This window comes from Nitrospira sp. Ecomares 2.1 (assembly GCF_965152585.1).
On record NZ_OZ224219.1, the window covers coordinates 3,154,552 to 3,172,624 of the forward strand.

At 48.8% G+C, this 18,073-nt stretch carries 15 protein-coding genes; 2 read left to right on the top strand and 13 right to left on the bottom strand.

Annotated elements, in window-relative coordinates:
* Window positions 1-42 precede the first annotated feature (42 nt).
* The 11 genes from ACWHYD_RS13905 to ACWHYD_RS13955 all read right to left on the bottom strand — a co-directional run bounded on the left by ACWHYD_RS13905 (window position 43) and on the right by ACWHYD_RS13955 (window position 13,819).
* A complete protein-coding gene (locus ACWHYD_RS13905) occupies window positions 43-3,879 on the bottom strand; it encodes an NACHT domain-containing protein (RefSeq protein ID WP_447962627.1) in 3,837 nt (1,278 codons plus the stop codon).
* A 404-nt stretch (window positions 3,880-4,283) separates the two neighbouring features.
* Window positions 4,284-5,984: a hypothetical protein gene (locus ACWHYD_RS13910; RefSeq protein WP_447962628.1), complete on the bottom strand. Its 1,701-nt coding sequence runs from the start codon at window positions 5,982-5,984 to the stop codon at window positions 4,284-4,286.
* Window positions 5,985-6,149: 165 nt separating this feature from the next.
* Entirely contained in the window at window positions 6,150-7,175 is a 1,026-nt protein-coding gene (locus ACWHYD_RS13915) for a Vgb family protein (RefSeq protein WP_447962629.1), read from the bottom strand.
* A gap of 123 nt (window positions 7,176-7,298) precedes the next feature.
* On the bottom strand, window positions 7,299-8,369 hold the full coding sequence (arsB, locus tag ACWHYD_RS13920; RefSeq protein WP_447962630.1) for an ACR3 family arsenite efflux transporter: 1,071 nt from the start codon (window positions 8,367-8,369) through the stop codon (window positions 7,299-7,301).
* On the bottom strand, window positions 8,366-8,788 hold the full coding sequence (locus ACWHYD_RS13925; RefSeq protein ID WP_447962631.1) for an arsenate reductase ArsC: 423 nt from the start codon (window positions 8,786-8,788) through the stop codon (window positions 8,366-8,368). Before ACWHYD_RS13925 ends, arsB begins: the two co-directional genes overlap by 4 nt.
* A complete protein-coding gene (locus tag ACWHYD_RS13930; RefSeq protein WP_447962632.1) occupies window positions 8,788-9,261 on the bottom strand; it encodes an ArsI/CadI family heavy metal resistance metalloenzyme in 474 nt (157 codons plus the stop codon). The genes ACWHYD_RS13925 and ACWHYD_RS13930 overlap by 1 nt, the downstream gene beginning before the upstream one ends.
* Window positions 9,262-9,283: 22 nt before the next feature.
* Complete coding sequence (locus ACWHYD_RS13935; RefSeq protein ID WP_447962633.1) at window positions 9,284-9,634, bottom strand: ArsR/SmtB family transcription factor; 351 nt, start codon at window positions 9,632-9,634, stop codon at window positions 9,284-9,286.
* Between the two features lie 235 nt (window positions 9,635-9,869).
* Window positions 9,870-10,226, bottom strand: a complete 357-nt coding sequence (locus ACWHYD_RS13940; RefSeq protein ID WP_447962634.1) for a DUF2934 domain-containing protein — start codon at window positions 10,224-10,226, stop codon at window positions 9,870-9,872.
* A 268-nt stretch (window positions 10,227-10,494) separates the two neighbouring features.
* Entirely contained in the window at window positions 10,495-10,992 is a 498-nt protein-coding gene (locus ACWHYD_RS13945; RefSeq protein WP_447962635.1) for a response regulator, read from the bottom strand.
* Window positions 10,993-11,230: 238 nt separating this feature from the next.
* Window positions 11,231-11,407 (bottom strand): hypothetical protein, encoded by a 177-nt coding sequence (locus ACWHYD_RS13950; protein WP_447962636.1) that lies wholly within the window; start codon window positions 11,405-11,407, stop codon window positions 11,231-11,233.
* Between the two features lie 687 nt (window positions 11,408-12,094).
* Entirely contained in the window at window positions 12,095-13,819 is a 1,725-nt protein-coding gene (locus ACWHYD_RS13955) for a PAS domain-containing sensor histidine kinase (protein ID WP_447962637.1), read from the bottom strand.
* Window positions 13,820-14,540: 721 nt separating this feature from the next.
* On the opposite strand from ACWHYD_RS13955, the gene ACWHYD_RS13960 reads away from it, so the two are divergent.
* Window positions 14,541-15,047 carry a universal stress protein gene (locus ACWHYD_RS13960; RefSeq protein ID WP_447962638.1) on the top strand — a complete coding sequence of 169 codons (507 nt, stop codon included), beginning with the start codon at window positions 14,541-14,543 and terminating at the stop codon, window positions 15,045-15,047.
* Window positions 15,048-15,083: 36 nt separating this feature from the next.
* Here ACWHYD_RS13960 and ACWHYD_RS13965 read toward each other — a convergent pair whose 3' ends face one another.
* Window positions 15,084-15,218 carry a hypothetical protein gene (locus ACWHYD_RS13965; RefSeq protein WP_447962639.1) on the bottom strand — a complete coding sequence of 45 codons (135 nt, stop codon included), beginning with the start codon at window positions 15,216-15,218 and terminating at the stop codon, window positions 15,084-15,086.
* On the opposite strand from ACWHYD_RS13965, the gene ACWHYD_RS13970 reads away from it, so the two are divergent.
* Window positions 15,217-17,070: an alpha-amylase family glycosyl hydrolase gene (locus ACWHYD_RS13970; RefSeq protein ID WP_447962640.1), complete on the top strand. Its 1,854-nt coding sequence runs from the start codon at window positions 15,217-15,219 to the stop codon at window positions 17,068-17,070. The genes ACWHYD_RS13965 and ACWHYD_RS13970 overlap by 2 nt on opposite strands.
* A gap of 28 nt (window positions 17,071-17,098) precedes the next feature.
* On the opposite strand, the gene ACWHYD_RS13975 is transcribed toward ACWHYD_RS13970, so the two are convergent.
* A complete protein-coding gene (locus ACWHYD_RS13975) occupies window positions 17,099-17,767 on the bottom strand; it encodes a protein-L-isoaspartate(D-aspartate) O-methyltransferase (protein ID WP_447962641.1) in 669 nt (222 codons plus the stop codon).
* Window positions 17,768-18,073: the final 306 nt, after the last annotated feature.

Consider the following 18,073-nt stretch of genomic DNA (forward strand, 5'->3'; position numbering starts at 1 on the left):
ATTGGGAGCGGCGCTACTTCAAATTTTTTAATAACTTTTACTTCAGTCAAACCAACACTCCTCCTTTGCCACTTCAGCAACTGGCTTTATTTTTTGTGCAGTAATATTGCGACAATGAAATTCGGCTGCTGCAACTAAAAAACTGGGATAACTCTCCGCGTTTCCTGTAATTGCCTCCGCAACCTTACGTGGAATTTTGTTGATAGGAAAGTGCCTACGGATGTTATAGGTAACAGACCTTGGGGAAAGAACACCACAGGAATATGATCTGGCAAGAATGTCCAGTTCTTCTTTTACATCCCCTTTTTTTGTTACCAAACCATTAAGTGCATTCATCTGACAAATTTTAAGGATCCTCAAATCCTTCCCGTCATAAAGTTTCAGTTTATTATTATAGATCCATTCTGCGACTGGTTTTTTGGACCTTAGATAAAGGAGGGCAAATGTTCTCTGCGAAATACTAGGCGCCAGTTTGCTGCAATCAAAATCCATTACTCGACTTCCTGACTGAGTTCGAGTTAGCTCTACAGCTAGTTCCAGGGAATCAAACAAGGCTTCCCATAGCTCTACTGATAGTTGGGTGATGATATTGTCAATGAGACTTAAGTTTTGGGCAACGGTACTTGGACTTACCCAAGTAAACCATATTAAACTGGCGAGCATTTTATGTTGAAACAAGGAGGCTTTCTCCAATTCCTTTGCCCACCATGCAGGATTACCAGCACGGAGCCGTGCATATCGCACCCTTCGACATAGGGACTTTGACTCATCGAACAAGTCAGAACAATCAACACAAGTCTCAGTAGCTGACTTAATTCCACTTCCAATGTTCGCTAATTGAGATGATGCAAACTTGCCTGGAAACCTTTCTTCAATTGCTTGAACCAGAATTTCCCAGGGATTTAATTCATTTGCCCAACGAACAACGTCAATTTTAGCGAGTTCTACAGCCACACCCACAATCTCCACACATTTAGAAAACTCCGGATATTCTGAATTAACCTCAAAGTTTCTCGGCAGTTCATTAATACCTAGTCTTGAAGAGCGCGCCCATAATTCTGCTAATGAACCTGATGGAGATACTTGGAATCCGACCGAATATCGCCTGGGATCTAAGGCTTGGGAAAAGGACTCTAAGAGTCCTTTGGGCCGTGTTGTTGAAGCCATAGGTATACGACAAGCCAAAAGGTATTCCAGGGTTTCCTTAAAATAATTATGAGAAGCTTCTAAAATCCCAGAACGTCGCCCTTTCAACAAAATATCCACTCGGTCGCATGTTAATTCACTCTCAGATAACAGATCCTGAAATTCAGAGATTGACAAATCTGAAAGACAACCTAGACGTAATCCGTAACGAAGCCAGGATGTTCGAGCTTTGCCTTTTACACTTCTCACCCTTTGGCGCCAGGCAGGTAAAATCTCTGCTCGGGTGGTATTGGACCGAAGCAAGTCGAGTGCATCGAACGCGTAATCTGCAGGGTGGTCCTCGTCCAAAATTTTTAAACACTTTTCTACAAGCTCTGCCCTTCCACAGGCCTCTGGGAGGATAAGCGGCTGGGAACGGGTCAGCCTTGGACTACTAGAAGTTAGAAGAAATCGTAACCCTAGCCCATCTAACATAATACGAATAACCTCTGTGACAGATTTTGGATGTTGATTAAATACCCAATCTCCAAGCAAAGTGGCTGCAAGTATCCGAGGATGGGATAAATATTGAAAGTCTGGATCACGTATAAGTTCACTAAGACGGTCGATTAGAGAAGCCAATTCACCCTTGCTGTAGCATCCAGCATAAAACCTTGTTACGTTTAGCCAGTAGAAATTTCTAGATATTGCATCAAACCGATCAGGCTTGGTTCCTTTCTTCTCACTACCAACAGGAGAATACGGAGCAGTCTCATACAGAAATCTGGCTGCAAAGTATTCTCTTAATGGTTGAACCTCAAACTCGTAGGTTCCTTGCACTCTTGAAACTAGGGCTACTACTCGTTCAACCACTCCTGTGAATAATTCATCCGGCAAACTTGAGGCATTATATCCTTCAGAAATTAAATAGCTTTTGAGAATTTTTCTTAGCCGACTCTCTTCGATCGCTCCATTGGTTGGCCCTTGGGATAGCACGCTACTTTGTTCTGCCTCGGTATGAAGAAGCCATGCAAGATAGCGGTGAATATCGATTAACAAGTCTCGATTATCTCGCACAATATCACTTTTTTCTGCCTCGCGATTAAAAAAGAGTTCAATATAGCTGTCATAAAGCGCGGTTCTCTTATCCGGCAATGAGGTGCCTCTCGTGTGAATCAGGCTGAGGAGAATGGCTAGCTGCATGGGGTTGCGTGCGAGATCCCGTAAATGAGGTTGCTTTAGCTTTTCACGAAGGATCCTTTTTATCACAGAGCTTTCTCGCTCTTTCAACCGGCGAGCTCTCAACCATTGGTCAGCATACTTATCAATCAAGGTATAAGTTACCGAATCTAAGCTAAAATACTCATAGTCCTTTTCTGGAAAACCAGGAGAGTTTGCAAAAGCAGCGGGCCGGCTTGTCACAACCACCTGCAAAGAGGCTGCGAGTGCCTGGAGCCGACTAACTCCCTTTACAATCTCATCCACAACTTCCGCCCTTCGCTTGATATCTGCAACTTCATCCAATCCGTCCAAAACAAGGATAACAGCGCTGAGCCGAAATACTGCCTGCAGGTCGGAAACATCAAAAGAGGTACCACCAGACTGGTGGGATATTAGCGCCGCCAGAAAACCCTCAAGTGATTTTTGCCATTTAGGCTCTGACAGTTCTTCCCCTTCCGCACTAAATGGATTTTTTTTAAGCAGCCACGTGGCGAAATCTCTTAAGTCAACTTTTACAGGTAACCGAATTGGCGAGTCACGGTGGTCATCTGAGATTTGACCTATGTCTTCAGCTTTATCCAACAAACGCATTCGATGAACTTGGCAAACATATTGAGTAATGGTTGACTTTCCTTGGCCTGGAGCACCCTCCAAGATGACCAATGGATGATTCTGATATAATTTAGAACTTAAAAGTAGCGTCGCCGAACCTATTTGCCGACTGGGAAATCTTGCTGAAGGAAATTGGGTTGCTTCATTTGGGAATTCTTCTTCGGAATCTACTTCAGGCTCATTACTAAGGACTTCCAATTCGAATATATCTCTTTGAAATAGTTCTAATCTGTTAAACCTCTCCGCTCGGTGAGAGAAATCAACAGGTACATCAATAAATAAATCTAGCAAACGATTTTGCAAGTCGATCTGTTTGAATTTTACCTCCTGCTCCAAATTATACTGGCTAGCAACAAATGACTTTATTGCTGACCCCCTACGTTCGCGACTTTCGGAAAGACCAGATTCTATTACGAGTCTAATTAAATCAGGACCAGTCATTAGTTCTGGATATGTCCATTTGATATCCCAGGCATTATCCAAGCGACGATTTAGGTCATCCCGCCACCAACACAAAGAAGGTATCCCAAGTTCTTTAGAGAGGAAGGAATTTATGGAATCGATGCTTCCCGTATCTGGATGGGCAGTACCTCGGACATTCGTAATAAGCACATACCTTTTAGCTCCTTTAGAAATTTGTGTTTTCACCTTAGGACCTTCTCCAGTCAGAATTTTTTGAATCCATTTAAGTGGCTCTTGATCTTCATTCAAGTGACGAACAAATTTCACTTGAAACATTACAAATTCCTTGGCGTGCTCAAGGAAAAGCCATTGCATGGCGTCTCTGCCACCATCAGGTTGTGCAACTGGCAGGCATTGTAAATCCGGGTACTCCTTCGCAAGAAGACCTTGGCAAAACAACTGAAACTTCTCTGGAGTTAGGTTTTCGTAAGGGTAGTCCATAATTAAACTTTTCTCCATAGAATACTTTTATAACTATTAGTAAGTTAGCATGGGCATTCATTTCGATATCTGAAACATCATGAAACATCTAAGAGTGCAAACTTGGCGTTTTTCCAGGTTTGAATCCTATCCAACCCTCAGAATAATGTACAGAATTATTGTGCATGAAATTTTATTGTGGAGATAGAAGGCGTTCCGAAAATGTGATTTGAAGATTTTAAAAAATTTGTTTCCTTCCAAAAGTTCCTACAAAGGACGAGTAACCCTTGAAATTTCGAGGGCAGAAAAACAGGCCAAACCAACCGGAGTCAAGATTGATTCACTATGACCAAGAGGACAGATTCCTAATCAGAAACAGGCAGGAATGACGAAGGTAAAGATAGATTCCCGATTGCTAATGTTGGGAAAGACCCATGCGAGAGTTATTGTTGGACCGCTTGTTGAATGAACTGTTTCGCTTCGTTCACTTCGGGGAGATCTGAGTCAGCCTGATTCCATATGTTGAGAAAATGACTATAGGCCTGACGAGTAGCCTGGATGTGTCCCATTTGAGCTGCGGCTCTTGCCAGGCCTAAAACTGAACGTGCCCGATTGGGATGCCATAAGAGCGCTCGCTCGAATTGTAGTTGCGCCTCTTTCGGCCGGTCGATGCCTAACAGGATTTCGCCATAGAGTTCATGAGTGGGCTTGATGAGATCGGGGGGGCCGGAAGGAGGCGGAAGTGATTCTTCCAGGGCAGTAGCCCGATCTAGCATACGAATGACATCTGAGTGGTTGCCGTTGATGAGATGTTTCAACGCTGCGATTTGCAACTTCCAGATTTGTGAGGTGATCGGTTCAGTCGAATCCGTGGAAGGTTCCGGGACCGCAGGACTTAACCCGGGATGTACCTGGTATGAGATTGGTTGATTCCTCACGGTGGCCATACTCTGCGCAAATTCACGGACATAGACAGACATCGATGGCGACTCGTCGCCAAAGCGATAGTCATTCACGTTCCAGGCCTGATCGGCCAGCTCCCATCGTTCAGTTTCCAGAATAAAGGCGGCCACCATCTGATCGTAATTCCGACTGACTTTCCGGTCATAGCCAAGAACCTGTGTCTGTTCGCCGGATGAGGATTGCGCCATATCCTGTTGCTTCTCCAATATCAGCGCGGCGGCAGCGTTGTATCGGCCTTGTTGGAGATAGGCATACTGTAACCAGTACAAGCTATGGTAATCCTGGAGGGATAAGGGCAACTGTTTGTCCTTGACCCAGACCTGTGAACTTTTCCATCCGGCTTTGTTGGAAGCCTCCGCTTCGTCCCACATTCCCAGTTGAACAAAAATATGGGCGGGCATATGTTGCGCATGATGGGCTTCCGGGGCGATTTTGGCATAGCGTCTGGCTTGGGGCAGAGCCAGGATGGCGTGGATCGGATCGTCAAAGGCATGAATGGTGTAATGCGCGGCGCACGGATGATTGGGATTGACTCCATACACGCCTAAGGTCAGGGCACCCGCCTGAACGCGATATTTTTCCTGAAGGTCCGGCTTCTCATCATAGTGAGTAGCCAGTCCGAGCAGGGACAGGGCATACAGGCAGGTGGCTTCCAGATCTTCGGAGTATTCACTGGCAAGGCTTTCCATTCGGGCCGCATACGCCTGATCGCGGTCAAACTTGTCTCCCTCACCGAATAACGTGTTCACCGCCTCGAGATACCGACGTTCTCTGACCGTGGCCGACGCCGTATCGGAAACTTTTCCCAGGGCCGCGCGTGCGGCCTCAACATTTTCTTCACCCCAGACGGGATGATTATTCGCCATCGCCTCACCCCAATATCCCATCACAAAATTTGGATCAATCGTGGTCGCTCGACGAAAAGCATCGATGGCTTCTTCATACCAGAACGAATGCAAGGCCGCGACGCCCCTTAGGAAATGGGGATGGGCTTCTGTGGACCCTGATGCGGGAAATTCAATGCTTCCCAATTGGCCCAATGCCGCATTTTCTTCTGATGAACGGGAAGATTGAACCGGCTCGCCAAGGCTTAATTGTGGGAGTGCCATGACGAAGATGGCACTAAGGAAGAACCGGCAACAGGATCGTCCCGGTGGGCATTCCGATGAATATCGCTTCATGAACATGAAAACTCCTGGGTTAATGACGGCGGCTCGTCATTGCTCTACAAATGATGCTGTTTCACCTTATCATTTTTGTTCAAAAAAGAATAAGACAAGCAGGGATGTTTCATAGAAAGGATTTTTCCCTCTGGTCGAAATGACAGGAGGGCCAATGAGGAGATTCTAGGGAATCTTGGCGCGACCGATGGTGTTGGCATCCGTGCCGAACCAAAGGGTTTTGGTTGGTTGATGATAGACCATATGTCGAACGCTTCCGCCGCCGCTGGGGATATCGGTCAGACTCATGAACGTTTGAGTTCGTGTATCAAATCCGACGAGGCGATTGGGGTTGGCGCCGGTTTCCACGAACCACACCCGGTCCTGGTCATCCACGGTCATCCCGTAAGGTTTGGCATCGGCTTCTCCCGGCGCCAACCATTCCTGAATGTCGCCTGTTTTGGCGTTGTAGGATCCAAGATACCCTTCAGCATAATCCACATACCATATGACGCCGTCCGAGGTGACTCCCAATCGTCTTGGTCGCGTTTCATTCCGTGAGAGCGGAATTTCTCGAACGGTCTTTGTCGCCTGATCTACCGTCCCTAACTTGTTGCTACCGAATTCAGTAAACCATGGAGATTGGGTGGGACCCAGGACCATGCCATAGGGGCGAGCCTGTGCGGTTGGGAGCGGAATGAGTTGAATCTTTCCGGTGGCCATATCGAGATGCCCCACGAAATTCCCTTGTTGGACCGTAAACCAGATGTCCCGATCATGGCCAAACACCAGCGTATGCGGATCGTGGGCTTTTGGATCGGGCATGGGATATTTAATGATCTTGCCGGTGGATGGATCAAGTTTGCCGATGTGGGCGGCGCGATTACCGGCATACCAGACCTGGCCTTCCTTATCCACAATCAGATTGTGCGGACCGGTGCCGGGACCGAGTTTGAATTGGTGAAACTGTCCGAGCTCAGGATCGAGCACGGCAATGTAATCGCCCCCCTGTCCCACGAACCACACGCGTTGCTGCTGATCCACATACGGATCACGCGGTCTCGTCTGGTCCCACGGCACCTGCCATTCTTTAATCTCCACCGGCTTGAGGGAGGCGGCTTCGGCTTTCGTGGGATGATTGGTGCATCCGGAAAGGACCAGTGGGATGATCAGCCCAATGATGATGGTGCTTGTTTGGTGTAGACGATACACAATGTCTCTCCTCTTTGAATTATTCCCGATGACGCATTCCGGAATCTCATGGGCATATGTTGGCATGTCTGGAAATATTAGGCAATCAACGATCGACCGGACAGACGAGATGGACTTGACGGGTCAGGTAAGGGGAATGGATGCCGGGTCTCTGGCAAACCATTTCGTTTTCAACCAGAGGGCGACATGGACGAGTGCTAAGAGTACCGGCACTTCGACTAATGGCCCGATGACGGTGGCAAACGCGACGGACGATCCCAGGCCGAATGCGGCGATGGCCACGGCGATGGCCAGTTCAAAGTTATTGCTGGCTGCCGTGAATGAAGTGGCCGTGGTTTTGCCATAATCGGCCCCGATAAGTTTGCCCATGCTAAAACTGACGAGGAACATGAGGACGAAGTAGAGGATGAGTGGCAGGGCAATGCGAATGACATCTCCGGGCAGACTGAGTACCATGCCGCCTTTAAGGGTAAACATGGCAAGGATGGTGAACAGAAGTGCCATCAGCGTAATAGGAGCAATCTTCGGGAGAAACTCCTGTTCATACCACTCGCGGCCTTTTTGTTTGATCCCGATCCGGCGGGAGAGGAACCCGCATATAAAGGGAATGCCCAGGTAGATGAAGACACTTTCCGCAATCGTCTGAAAGCTGACATCGACGACTTCCACAGCCAGCCCTAACAATGGCGGCAGGATTTCTAAATAAAACCAGGCCAATCCACTGAAGAAAATCAATTGAAAGAGACTGTTGAACGCCACCAAGGCTGCCACATATTGGTTATCACCTTCGGCAAGTTGATTCCAGACCAACACCATGGCAATACAGCGGGCCAGGCCAATGAGGATGAGCCCGGTCATGTATTCAGGCGAATCAGAGAGAAAGGTCACAGCCAGGCCAAACATCAGCAAAGGACCGATGATCCAGTTTTGGACGAGTGACAGGAGGAGAATTTTCCAATCGCGAAAGATGAGGGGCAGCTCTTCATATTTCACGCGAGCCAGCGGAGGATACATCATGAGCATAAGGCCAATGGCGATGGGGACATTGGTTGTTCCCAGAGAAAGGCTGTTCACGAATGCCGGTGCCCCGGTGAAGACCGAGCCAATCGTGACGCCGGCCGCCATGGCCAGAAGGATCCACGCGGTAAGGTAACGGTCCAGAAAAGATAAACGCCGTGTCACACAGGCAGTCATGATATTAAACCTTCGATTCTTGCCTTGAGCAGGAAAAAGGTTTGGTCAAAAGCCGCGTTACTCTCTTCCTCTGTGCCTTTCACCCTGGCCGGATCAGGAATACTCCAATGCAGCGTTCGGGGTTGGCCGGAAAAGATTGGGCAGGCCTCTTCGGCAGCTTGATCACAGACAGTGATGACCAGATCAAAAGGCTGTGAAATCATGTCATCCCACGATTTACTGTATGGCTGACCCGGATCGAACCCATGCCTTTTCAAGGTCGAAACCGAACCCGGATGAACGTATCCGGCGGGATGACTTCCTGCACTCCACGCCCGGTATCGTCCTTGACCCATCTGGTTAATGAGGGCCTCGGCCATGATAGAGCGACAGGAATTCCCCGTGCAGAGAACCAGGACTTTTATTGGTTCAACAGACATTAGCTACAACAGCCGCTGGATTCCTGTTCCGGCATTTTAGTCTCGGGTCTCGTCAGGAACGACGGTTCGCAACAAGCGGCATCCGATTGTGCCGAATGGGTTGAAAAAATATCCGCGTCTTCCATCGTGCGGTAGGCTTCCCACGGGACTCCGGCAGGATCCAGCACCCAGGATTTATCCGATTTGGCATAGCAGCAAAGAGTCTCGCCTTCATCGGCCACCGGGAGCCTCCCGACTGAAAGTCGTTGCCTGATCTCGTCCAACTCCTGCTCCTCCTCAACCTGAATACCCAGGTGATCCACGCCCTTCGTGGAAGTCCGCGTGGAGATGGCCAGGTTGACGCGGGGATCTTCGAGCATCCATTTGGCGTAGTCCGGTTTGCGTTTGACCGGTTCCGCCCCAAACAATTTGCTGTAAAACCCGATGGCTTCTTCCAACTGTTCGACTCCGATATGAATATGAAGACGTTTCATGGGTGTGTCTCCTTGTGAGTGGTTAGCAACAATTCGAGAGTTCGATAATGCTGCACTTCTTTTTTTTATTGTCCCGGATACTGGCCATATCCTCGCGGCAGCAGTCTTTGACCATATAGCGAATCAGGTCGGTAAAAAATTCAAAGTTGGCGCTATAGATGATTGACCGGCCTTTTCGCTGAGAAAGGACCAGACCCGCGTTGCTCATGTGGGAGAGGTGAAAGGATAGGGTGTTATGCGGAATGGACAGAGCCTCACCTAATGTTCCGGCAGGGGCCCCGTCCGGGCCATATTCCACCAGCAGACGAAAAACACGTAGCCGGGTATCTTGTGAGAGGGCCGCAAAAGCCAGCAATGCGTCATTAATTTCCATATGTCTAGAATAATAGACATATTTAAAAAAAGCAAGTAGGTAAAATCACAAATTAATTCAGTCAAATCGGAAGGCAAGAGAAAAAACGCGTCGAAGAGTACGTGAAACGGGACAGGGGAGTGGGAAGATTCGTGATTAAAGCAGGTGCCTTATCGAGGCCAATGGATCCATTCAGGCCGGCACCTCCATCCCATATTGGCAAGAATGAGAATGCTTGGGAAGTCATGACACTAATTTATGAATTTTTGCAACCAGGCTCCTCCTTATACTCCACATCTTTTTGGGTTAACATATCGTTTTCCGCCTGATACCAGTCCTCTCTATCATAGCCATGTTGTCGGCCTCGTTGTTCAAACAATTCATAGGCCCGCTTCGCGATTCGCCCCTGTAATGCTTCTTCCAAAATGAAATGGGGGAAACCTGATTGAACCTGCCTGGTCTCTACACCCTTCCTACGCTCAGACAGTCGAGACACGGCTTTTGAATTCCCTTTTTTGGAGTTCTTCGTGGAGACCTCATCCTTGGTAAGGGGAAGTTGAAATGTTAAAACTTTTCCGGCCTTTTCTTCATTATTTGATTTATGAGTTCCCATAGTCTTCCTCCTGGTGGTCTGCTGCTCACGAGTTTGTGATAAATTTCCTTTTCACTCTCAATCAAGCTTGCTTAATCCTGTGCATACCGATCCCCATTCACTCGCTTTGTTGTACTACCCACGAGCCTTCCTTTCCCGGTGACGCGGGAATAATGTCAGGGATTTTTGGTCCGGACATCTCCACACAATGAAAAGGAGACAATGCATCGGCACCATGGGAGAAAGGAAAAGGTGGGAGAATCCGACACGGACCAACCCCTCTCACTGCTCAGGCTACTTTCCAATCAGATTTCCTCGAAGATAACGCACAACGACCTTGGACCATGAACGCTCCTTCCGCCAGAGGATGCTTAGCCTCATGAATGGTATCTTTGACCAAAGCCGGTCTTTTCCCCACGCTTTCTCGCCAAGGGAAATGTCGAAATGTTTTCTGCATCAAGAGAAGATGATTGATCGGTTTCACCAGATAATCCTGAACACCTTCTCTCAGAAAATTCTGAAGTTTCAGATAATCGCCCTCATTCGACATGACAATGACGGGAACCTCGCTACCCTCCCATCGCAGTTCATCCAGCATGGTCAATCCATTCATCACCGGCATTTCCAAATCAAGAAAAATACCATCAATAGGCATAGTGTGAAGCACGTGGAGACCTTCCCGCCCATTTGAAGTCGTCACCGCCTCGAATCCCCACCCCTCTATCGCCTCGGCTATGGAGCAGGCGCTGTCTGCCTCATCATCAACGACCAAGATTCTGGCCAACATCGTTTCTCCCATATTCAAAACTCAGCTCGGGGTGTTGCTCTCAGGCGCGGAACCCACTGTAGTCGCAAAACTCGCTGCCACAAACCGTCTGCCCCATAATCAACACAATCGGTTTGGCCTTGGGACTCAAGGATAGCAAGGGCAAATCGGATGTCCCTGGTTATCCATGTTTTTTACCGTCCTTTGCCGAAACCGTCAGGGATGGGCAGAGAGAGGGCATTACCCTGTGACGGAAATATCAAGTCCCAACTTTTTCCTGACGTTTAATCAAAAACCGTTTGATAACCTTGTCCATGCTCGCATCTGGGGAATTGGATCGAGAATAGTCACCTAAGATCTGGGTACGATCGGTCACAGCCTCTTCCTCCGTTGGCGCAGACAGTGGGGGTCTTCGTGTTTCCGGTCGATTCATCATTTTCTCTCCTCTCGAATTAGTGATGGGTTCAATCCAAGCGTCAGAATCCTTTGGTATCGATCTGTTCAGACGCGCAACACGTATTCGTCGTCACTCGGTTCAATGAGGAAAGGATCAACCCTCGTCTCCCTCAAGCGTTCCTAGCATAATCGATACCATCGGGCCGCTAGAGATATACCCACCCAACCTATGTCCCCAAACTCGTGACTGGAGTTTGTATTGGTCGGTCAAGGGTTATAATTTTTCGAAGAGGTTTAGGGCGAGGAGAGGAGCTTAAATGGGCGTTTTCGCACTAAACGCTCACGCGAATTCACTCATATAGGCGAAACACAGGCTTGAATACTCATGGGGCCACGGCGTGACATGACGAGTCAAAAACCCCACAGGGTCCAGGACAAACGATCGAGCGATTATCCATGTAAGGGAGAGACTCAGGCATCCAACCCCTTCAACTACGCGTTCATACGGATCTGTCAAACATAATCAATAGTTTAGTTTGTGCGAAAGTATTCCTAACGCGGCAGGAAAAGCAGGAGGTAAACTGGAACGCATGGAAATCCGGAGAAGCCCAAACCTACACTCTTTTCACACATTCATGAAATATTCAAAAGGATCCTGAGCTTCATCCATTGGCGCCAATGAGAAGTAAAAGCACAGTCAATTAAAAATGAATGTTCGGAATTGGGGTTATGTTTCTGAAGAAAGTGGAATCCACGCAGTGATCGTAGTACCCTTGCCTTTGGAGGCTTTCACCTTAAAAGTACCCTGCACCACACGAATTCGTTCCTTCATCCCGATCAGACCTAATCCCTGACTGCCCGGGCGAACAGCCTCAGGGATAAATCCTTTACCATTGTCCGTAATAACGAGCTGAAGGCCGGCCTCCAACCCCATCACCTCCACGAGCACCCGAGTGGCATCCGCATGCTTCGCCACATTTCGTAAACATTCCTGAGTCACCCGGTACACACACGACGCGATGTCCTGGGGTAAAGCATGCGGCACATCCCGGGGTCGAAACGTGACTGAAATATTCTCCCATTGAGAAAATTCTCTAATAGAGGACTGGAGTGCGACGACCAACCCCAGGTCATCCAAAATAGAAGGATGCAACTGGTAGGCTAAATGCCGGACGCTATCGGAAAGCGAGGACACTTGATCATTCAGGTGTTGAAGAGTCTTTTGCATGGCATTCGATTCTGGCAGGGTGTTTTGAATGGATTGTATCTCGAGGGCGACCACGGCCAACCGTTGATTCATATCATCATGAAGTTCACGGGAAAGACGGCGTCGCTCATCTTCCTGGGCAGAAATGAGTTGGGCGCCAAGAGCCCGAAGCTCTTCCTGGCTATGCTCGAGTTCCCGCTCTCGGCGATGAAGGGCTTGTTCTGCCTCTTTGCGTGCCGTGATATCCCGGACAATTCCGGTAAAAAAGGCCTCTCCATGCTTGTGCCAATATCCCAGAGACAGTTCAAGAGGGAATTCGCTGCCGTCCCTTCGAAGCCCCTTCAGCTCAAACATCTCCCCCTCAACAGTCTTTCCCCCCGCTCGTGAAGCCCGTGCAATTCCATGGTGATGAGCCAAACGAAACCGTTCGGGAATGATACGCTCTAACGTTTGACCGTACATTTCTTTCATCGAAAAGCCGAACAAGCTTTCCGCTCCGGCATTCCACAGCATCACCTTCCCCTGACTATTCAACGAAATAATACCCTCATCAGTTGATTGCACCACCGAATGTAGCTGTTCCTGGCTTTCCCGGAGAGCCACCTCTGCCTGTTTACGCTCAAGAACTTCGCTTTGCAATGATTGGTTGGACCTACCCAACGCAAGGCTTAAGGTCATCGATGCTAACGTCACAGTATGATTACGTCGTAAGGTGACAAACATCATAGTCACGAAAAGGAGGCTCATGGCTCCCATGGCCATGTGGTGTTCATCATCCAGGATAAAAAATTGAACGAGGAGTGGGGTAATAGTCGGGAGAGTATAGGCCAGGAACGCTCCTTCCAGGGCCGCATACACAGCGGTCGCCCCGGCGATCATGCCCCCTAACACAAAGGCCAAAAATATCTGATGCGTAATGGAATTTTCAGGAAAGAGGAAGGCACCCGTTGTCCCCCAGAGCAGGCCGGAAGCAAAGGTCCCGCCAAGAAATCTACGCCCCCAACGATGGGAATCCTGAGGATTTCGAGACCCGTGCCTGAATTGATACCATAGGAGGCTCCAGGCCCCATTGAGCACGATCAGGCAGGAAAACCACGTAAGCAATATGCCATGGGCAATCACATTCCATTGAATAAAAGTTAGAATAGATCCATTGACCAGGGAGGCGATAATCCCAACCGGCGCGAGCCCATAGAGTTGCTCTACCTGCTTCGCATACAAGAGATCGCGTTCATATTCATCCAACTCATACCCTCCACAACATTCCAAAGAACGTTCTAAGACCCTCTTGGATTTCCAATGTCATGTAGACATTCGTGGGGGAAATTTTGCTTATCTGTTTAGTAATAACCTTACTGTAGAACTCTTACTAATTAATCACAAGAGTATTGCACCACTCAACATTAGACGGACGAACGTCAGGATTATAGATTTGTAAAGAACAGCAGAAGGCTCCCCAAGCCCAGCATCACCAACCCGCTGACCAGGACGAACGTCCCGGCAGGAGAAACATCTTCCGTCGGTTCCGGAGGTTCGCCAACAACGCCACACGAAATAACAACACCCACATCGCACACGGATTAAATCCATTAAAATGACCCAGAAAGACTGTAAAAACGGCAGGCCGAGCTCTGGAAGAGTCTAACCATCAACGAATGGCTTTTAATACATGCATCTAGAGTTCAGCATGATCAACCATGATGAGACCTTTGGGCTTTTCCTCCTCAGTATGGGCGAATCATCTGCCAGCACTCTGGTACTCATGTAGACATCCGAGTTAAAATTTCCTAGGTTTTTAATCAATGTGGAGGCCCTTCACCTGTTAGGCTGATCCAGGCAATCATGAAACCGTTTCTTTAAGGAGCCATACCTGAAAGACATTGCTACATCAGATTTCAAACAATGAAAAAGCAGGATGGCCTAATTGGAGTCATTTCGAAATACACGTTTAATGAGGGAGTAATCGATGGCAAGGGATAAGACATTACTCGTCGGTGTCGACGGTTCGGATTCTTCCATCCGGAGTGTATACTACGTGGCTGAGATGGTCGAAGCGCGGGAGAATTTTCACATTGTCCTGTTTCACGTTCTTCCCTCCATTCCCCCAGAACTATTGGAATTCGGGGGAGCCGAAGATCCGGGAATAGAGCAAACGCTGGATGAGACATTAAAAAAAGAGCAGGCAGACTGGATCGAGAACACAAAACTGGCGGCAGAACCTATTATGGAAAATGCTAAAACGATTTTGCACCAGGCAGGCGTTTTCCCTTCCAGGATCACAGCATTATTTTCTTCATCTATCCATCGCCCGGATATTGCTCGCGAGTTGATCGAAATGGCTCACAAACAGAATTGCGGAACCATCGTGGTGGGAAGGGAATCGTACTCCAGCTTCAAGGAAATATTTCATCACCATGTGGGCGAAGAGCTGGCAAAAAAAGGGCAGGGCTTTGCGGTTTGGGTCATTGCCTGATGGTGCGTCATGAACCCAATGCCGGGAAACAATCCCTTAGTCCAGATTTTCCAGCGTGGTGAGATGGCCAATATTCGGCAGGTCGGCTATCTGACTGACCGCATGCGAATGCCACCCATATTTCAGACATACGTTGAGGTCCGCACCGTCACAATCAAGGGAGCCCGTCATGACAGAAAAGAATCTTCAAGAGGTGAACCTGCCTTCCCTCAGTGACCGGAAGTTTTTTCCTTCTCCGGCCGCATGGGAGGATCAGGTCTTATACTTTTTAATGCTGGACCGTTTTTCGGACGGACAGGAAAAGGGCTACAGAAGCAATGCCGGGACCATCGTCCGGCGTGGCTCGACTCCCCTCTTTCAGTCAACCGATGCGGGCAATGCGGATGCATCTCATTGGAAGGCCGCGGGACAGAAATTTTGCGGAGGGAATTTATCCGGATTGACGAGCAAGCTGGGATACCTTGAACGTCTCGGCGTGACCGCCATTTGGATCAGTCCCATTTTCAAACAGGTGAAATTTAAAGACACATACCATGGATATGGCATTCAAAACTTTTTGGATGTCGATCCGCATTTTGGGCAACGGGAAGATCTGAGAACACTTGTCCGGACCGCTCACGCTCACGGGATCTACGTCATTCTGGATATTATCCTCAACCACACAGGTGATGTGTTTCGATACAATCCCAACCGCTATCGAACCGAACAGAACGGCCGGACCTTCAATGATCCCCGCTGGGATGGCCAACTCTATGACGTGCAAGGGTTTCATGATCAATTCGGAGAACCGACTCTCCCCTTTCAACAATTCGATATCACAAGCGATCCTGCCGCCTGGCCGCATGGTGCCATCTGGCCACAGGAATTCCAAGACCCTCAGGCCTTTACCCGAAAAGGCCATATCACCAATTGGGATTTTTCACCTGAATTTCTTGAAGGGGATTTCCTTGACCTGAAAAATATTCAACTCGGTTCCGGCGACGTCGATCAGTATCAGCCCTCGGATGCTCTTAAGGCTCTGGCCGAGGTGTACAAATTCTGGATTGCCTTTGCGGACGTCGATGGATATCGGGTGGATACCGTCAAACATATGGACCTGGGAGCCAGCCGGTATTTTGCGTCGGTGATCCATGAATTCACCCAGTCCATCGGCAAAGAAAACTTTTATCTCATTGGAGAAATTACCGGAGGCAGAACCCGCGCGTTTCAAACGCTGGAAACCACAGGTCTGGATGCCGCACTTGGCGTCGACGACATCCCGGACAAAATGGAATACCTCGTGAAGGGCTATCGCAATCCGGAGGAGTATTTTCAGTTATTCCGGAATTCAATCCTGGTTCAGAAAGAATCCCACGTCTGGTTTCGTAACCGGGTGGTTACCCTGTTTGATGATCATGATCAAGTACGGAAGGGAGAAAACAAAGCCAGATTTTGTGCTGATGCTAAGGGGCCGGATGGACTCTTTAATGTGCTCGCGCTGAACGCGCTCACGATGGGCATTCCCTGCATGTACTATGGAAGCGAACAGTATTTTGACGGGCACGGGCAGAATGATCAATTCATTCGCGAATGCATGTTTGGAGGAAAATTCGGGGCCTTTCACAGCCATCAACGGCATTTCTTCAATGAAGAGAGTCCCGCGTACCGGCAACTTGCTATCATCTTACGCCTTCGTCGTGACAAGCTTGCGTTACGACGAGGTCGACAATACCTGAGAGAAATTTCCGGAAATGGCATCGACTTCGGGCTGCCGCGTATGCTTGGTGGGCAGATTCGTTCAGTGGTCCCCTGGTCCAGAATTTTCAATGACCAGGAAATTCTCCTGGCAATGAATACCGACTACGCTGCCCCCCGGAGCGCCTGGGTGACGGTTGATGATGGGCTGCATCAGGCCGGTCACACGCTCACGTGCCTCTATTCAACCAATGCGGGACAGATCGGTCAGGAGACGACCGTTGAGTCGAGAAATGGCAAAGCCGTCGTGCTCACCCTTCCGGCTGGCGGATTCGTCATCTATGCGTAAAGAAGGTGGGCAACGGGTGAAAAGTTCGTCAAGGCTTGGTTGGGGGAGGATTCGTTAAGGCTTCGCCCGTCATGGGCACAAATACCACGGGTAACAACTCGGTTTCCTGGTATCCCTCCTCAGTGCGACGAATAAACAAAAGACGTTGAGGGTAGTCTCCAACGGGAAGAATGAGACGCCCGCCGATCGCCAGCTGCTCTAAGAGTGGTTCGGGAAGATGGTTCGGCGCCGCCGTCAGGATGATCGCATCAAACGGGCTTTCGTCAGGCCAACCTTGATAGCCATCACCAGCCCGCACAATCACATTGTCGTACCCGAGTTCTGCCAGAGTTTTTTTCGCTCTTACGGCAAGTGGTTCGACAATTTCTATGGTAAACACTTTTGAAACTAATTCAGCCAGGATGGCGGCCTGATACCCGGAACCCGTGCCAATTTCCAAGACCTTCTCATCCGGTTTCAACTTCAGAGCTTGCGTCATATACGCAACAATGAAGGGCTGAGAAATCGTCTGCCCATAGCCGATGGAGAGTGGAAAATCTCCATAGGCATCGTCAGCATGTGACTCCGGCATAAACCGGTGCCGAGGAACCCGGCGCATGGCGGCAACTACCATTGGGTCGGTGACACCTCCCGCGACGATTTGGGTATCTACCATCGAATCCCGTTCAACCTGTCGTGTGTGATTAGTCTGCTGCATCAGAGCATGATTCCCATTTCCACATCCTGACAGAATAAACCATACTCCACCAAGTATCACAAAGAAGGCAAGTGGATATATTTTTCTCCTGTCTGTGATTGAGATTCTCATGTGGCCCTGATTATCCAATATGTTTTCTCATCAAAAAATAGAGCGAAATACCAGCACTTAGGGTCAGACAGGTCCAAAGGTTTTCAAGCCGTTTTTCCGCACTAAAAAAGTCATGCTCACTGTTGAATAAGGATAGCGTGGCGCACTTCGTTCTAGAATACGGGAAGACCGCCACCCTCTTTTCCCAGTCACAAC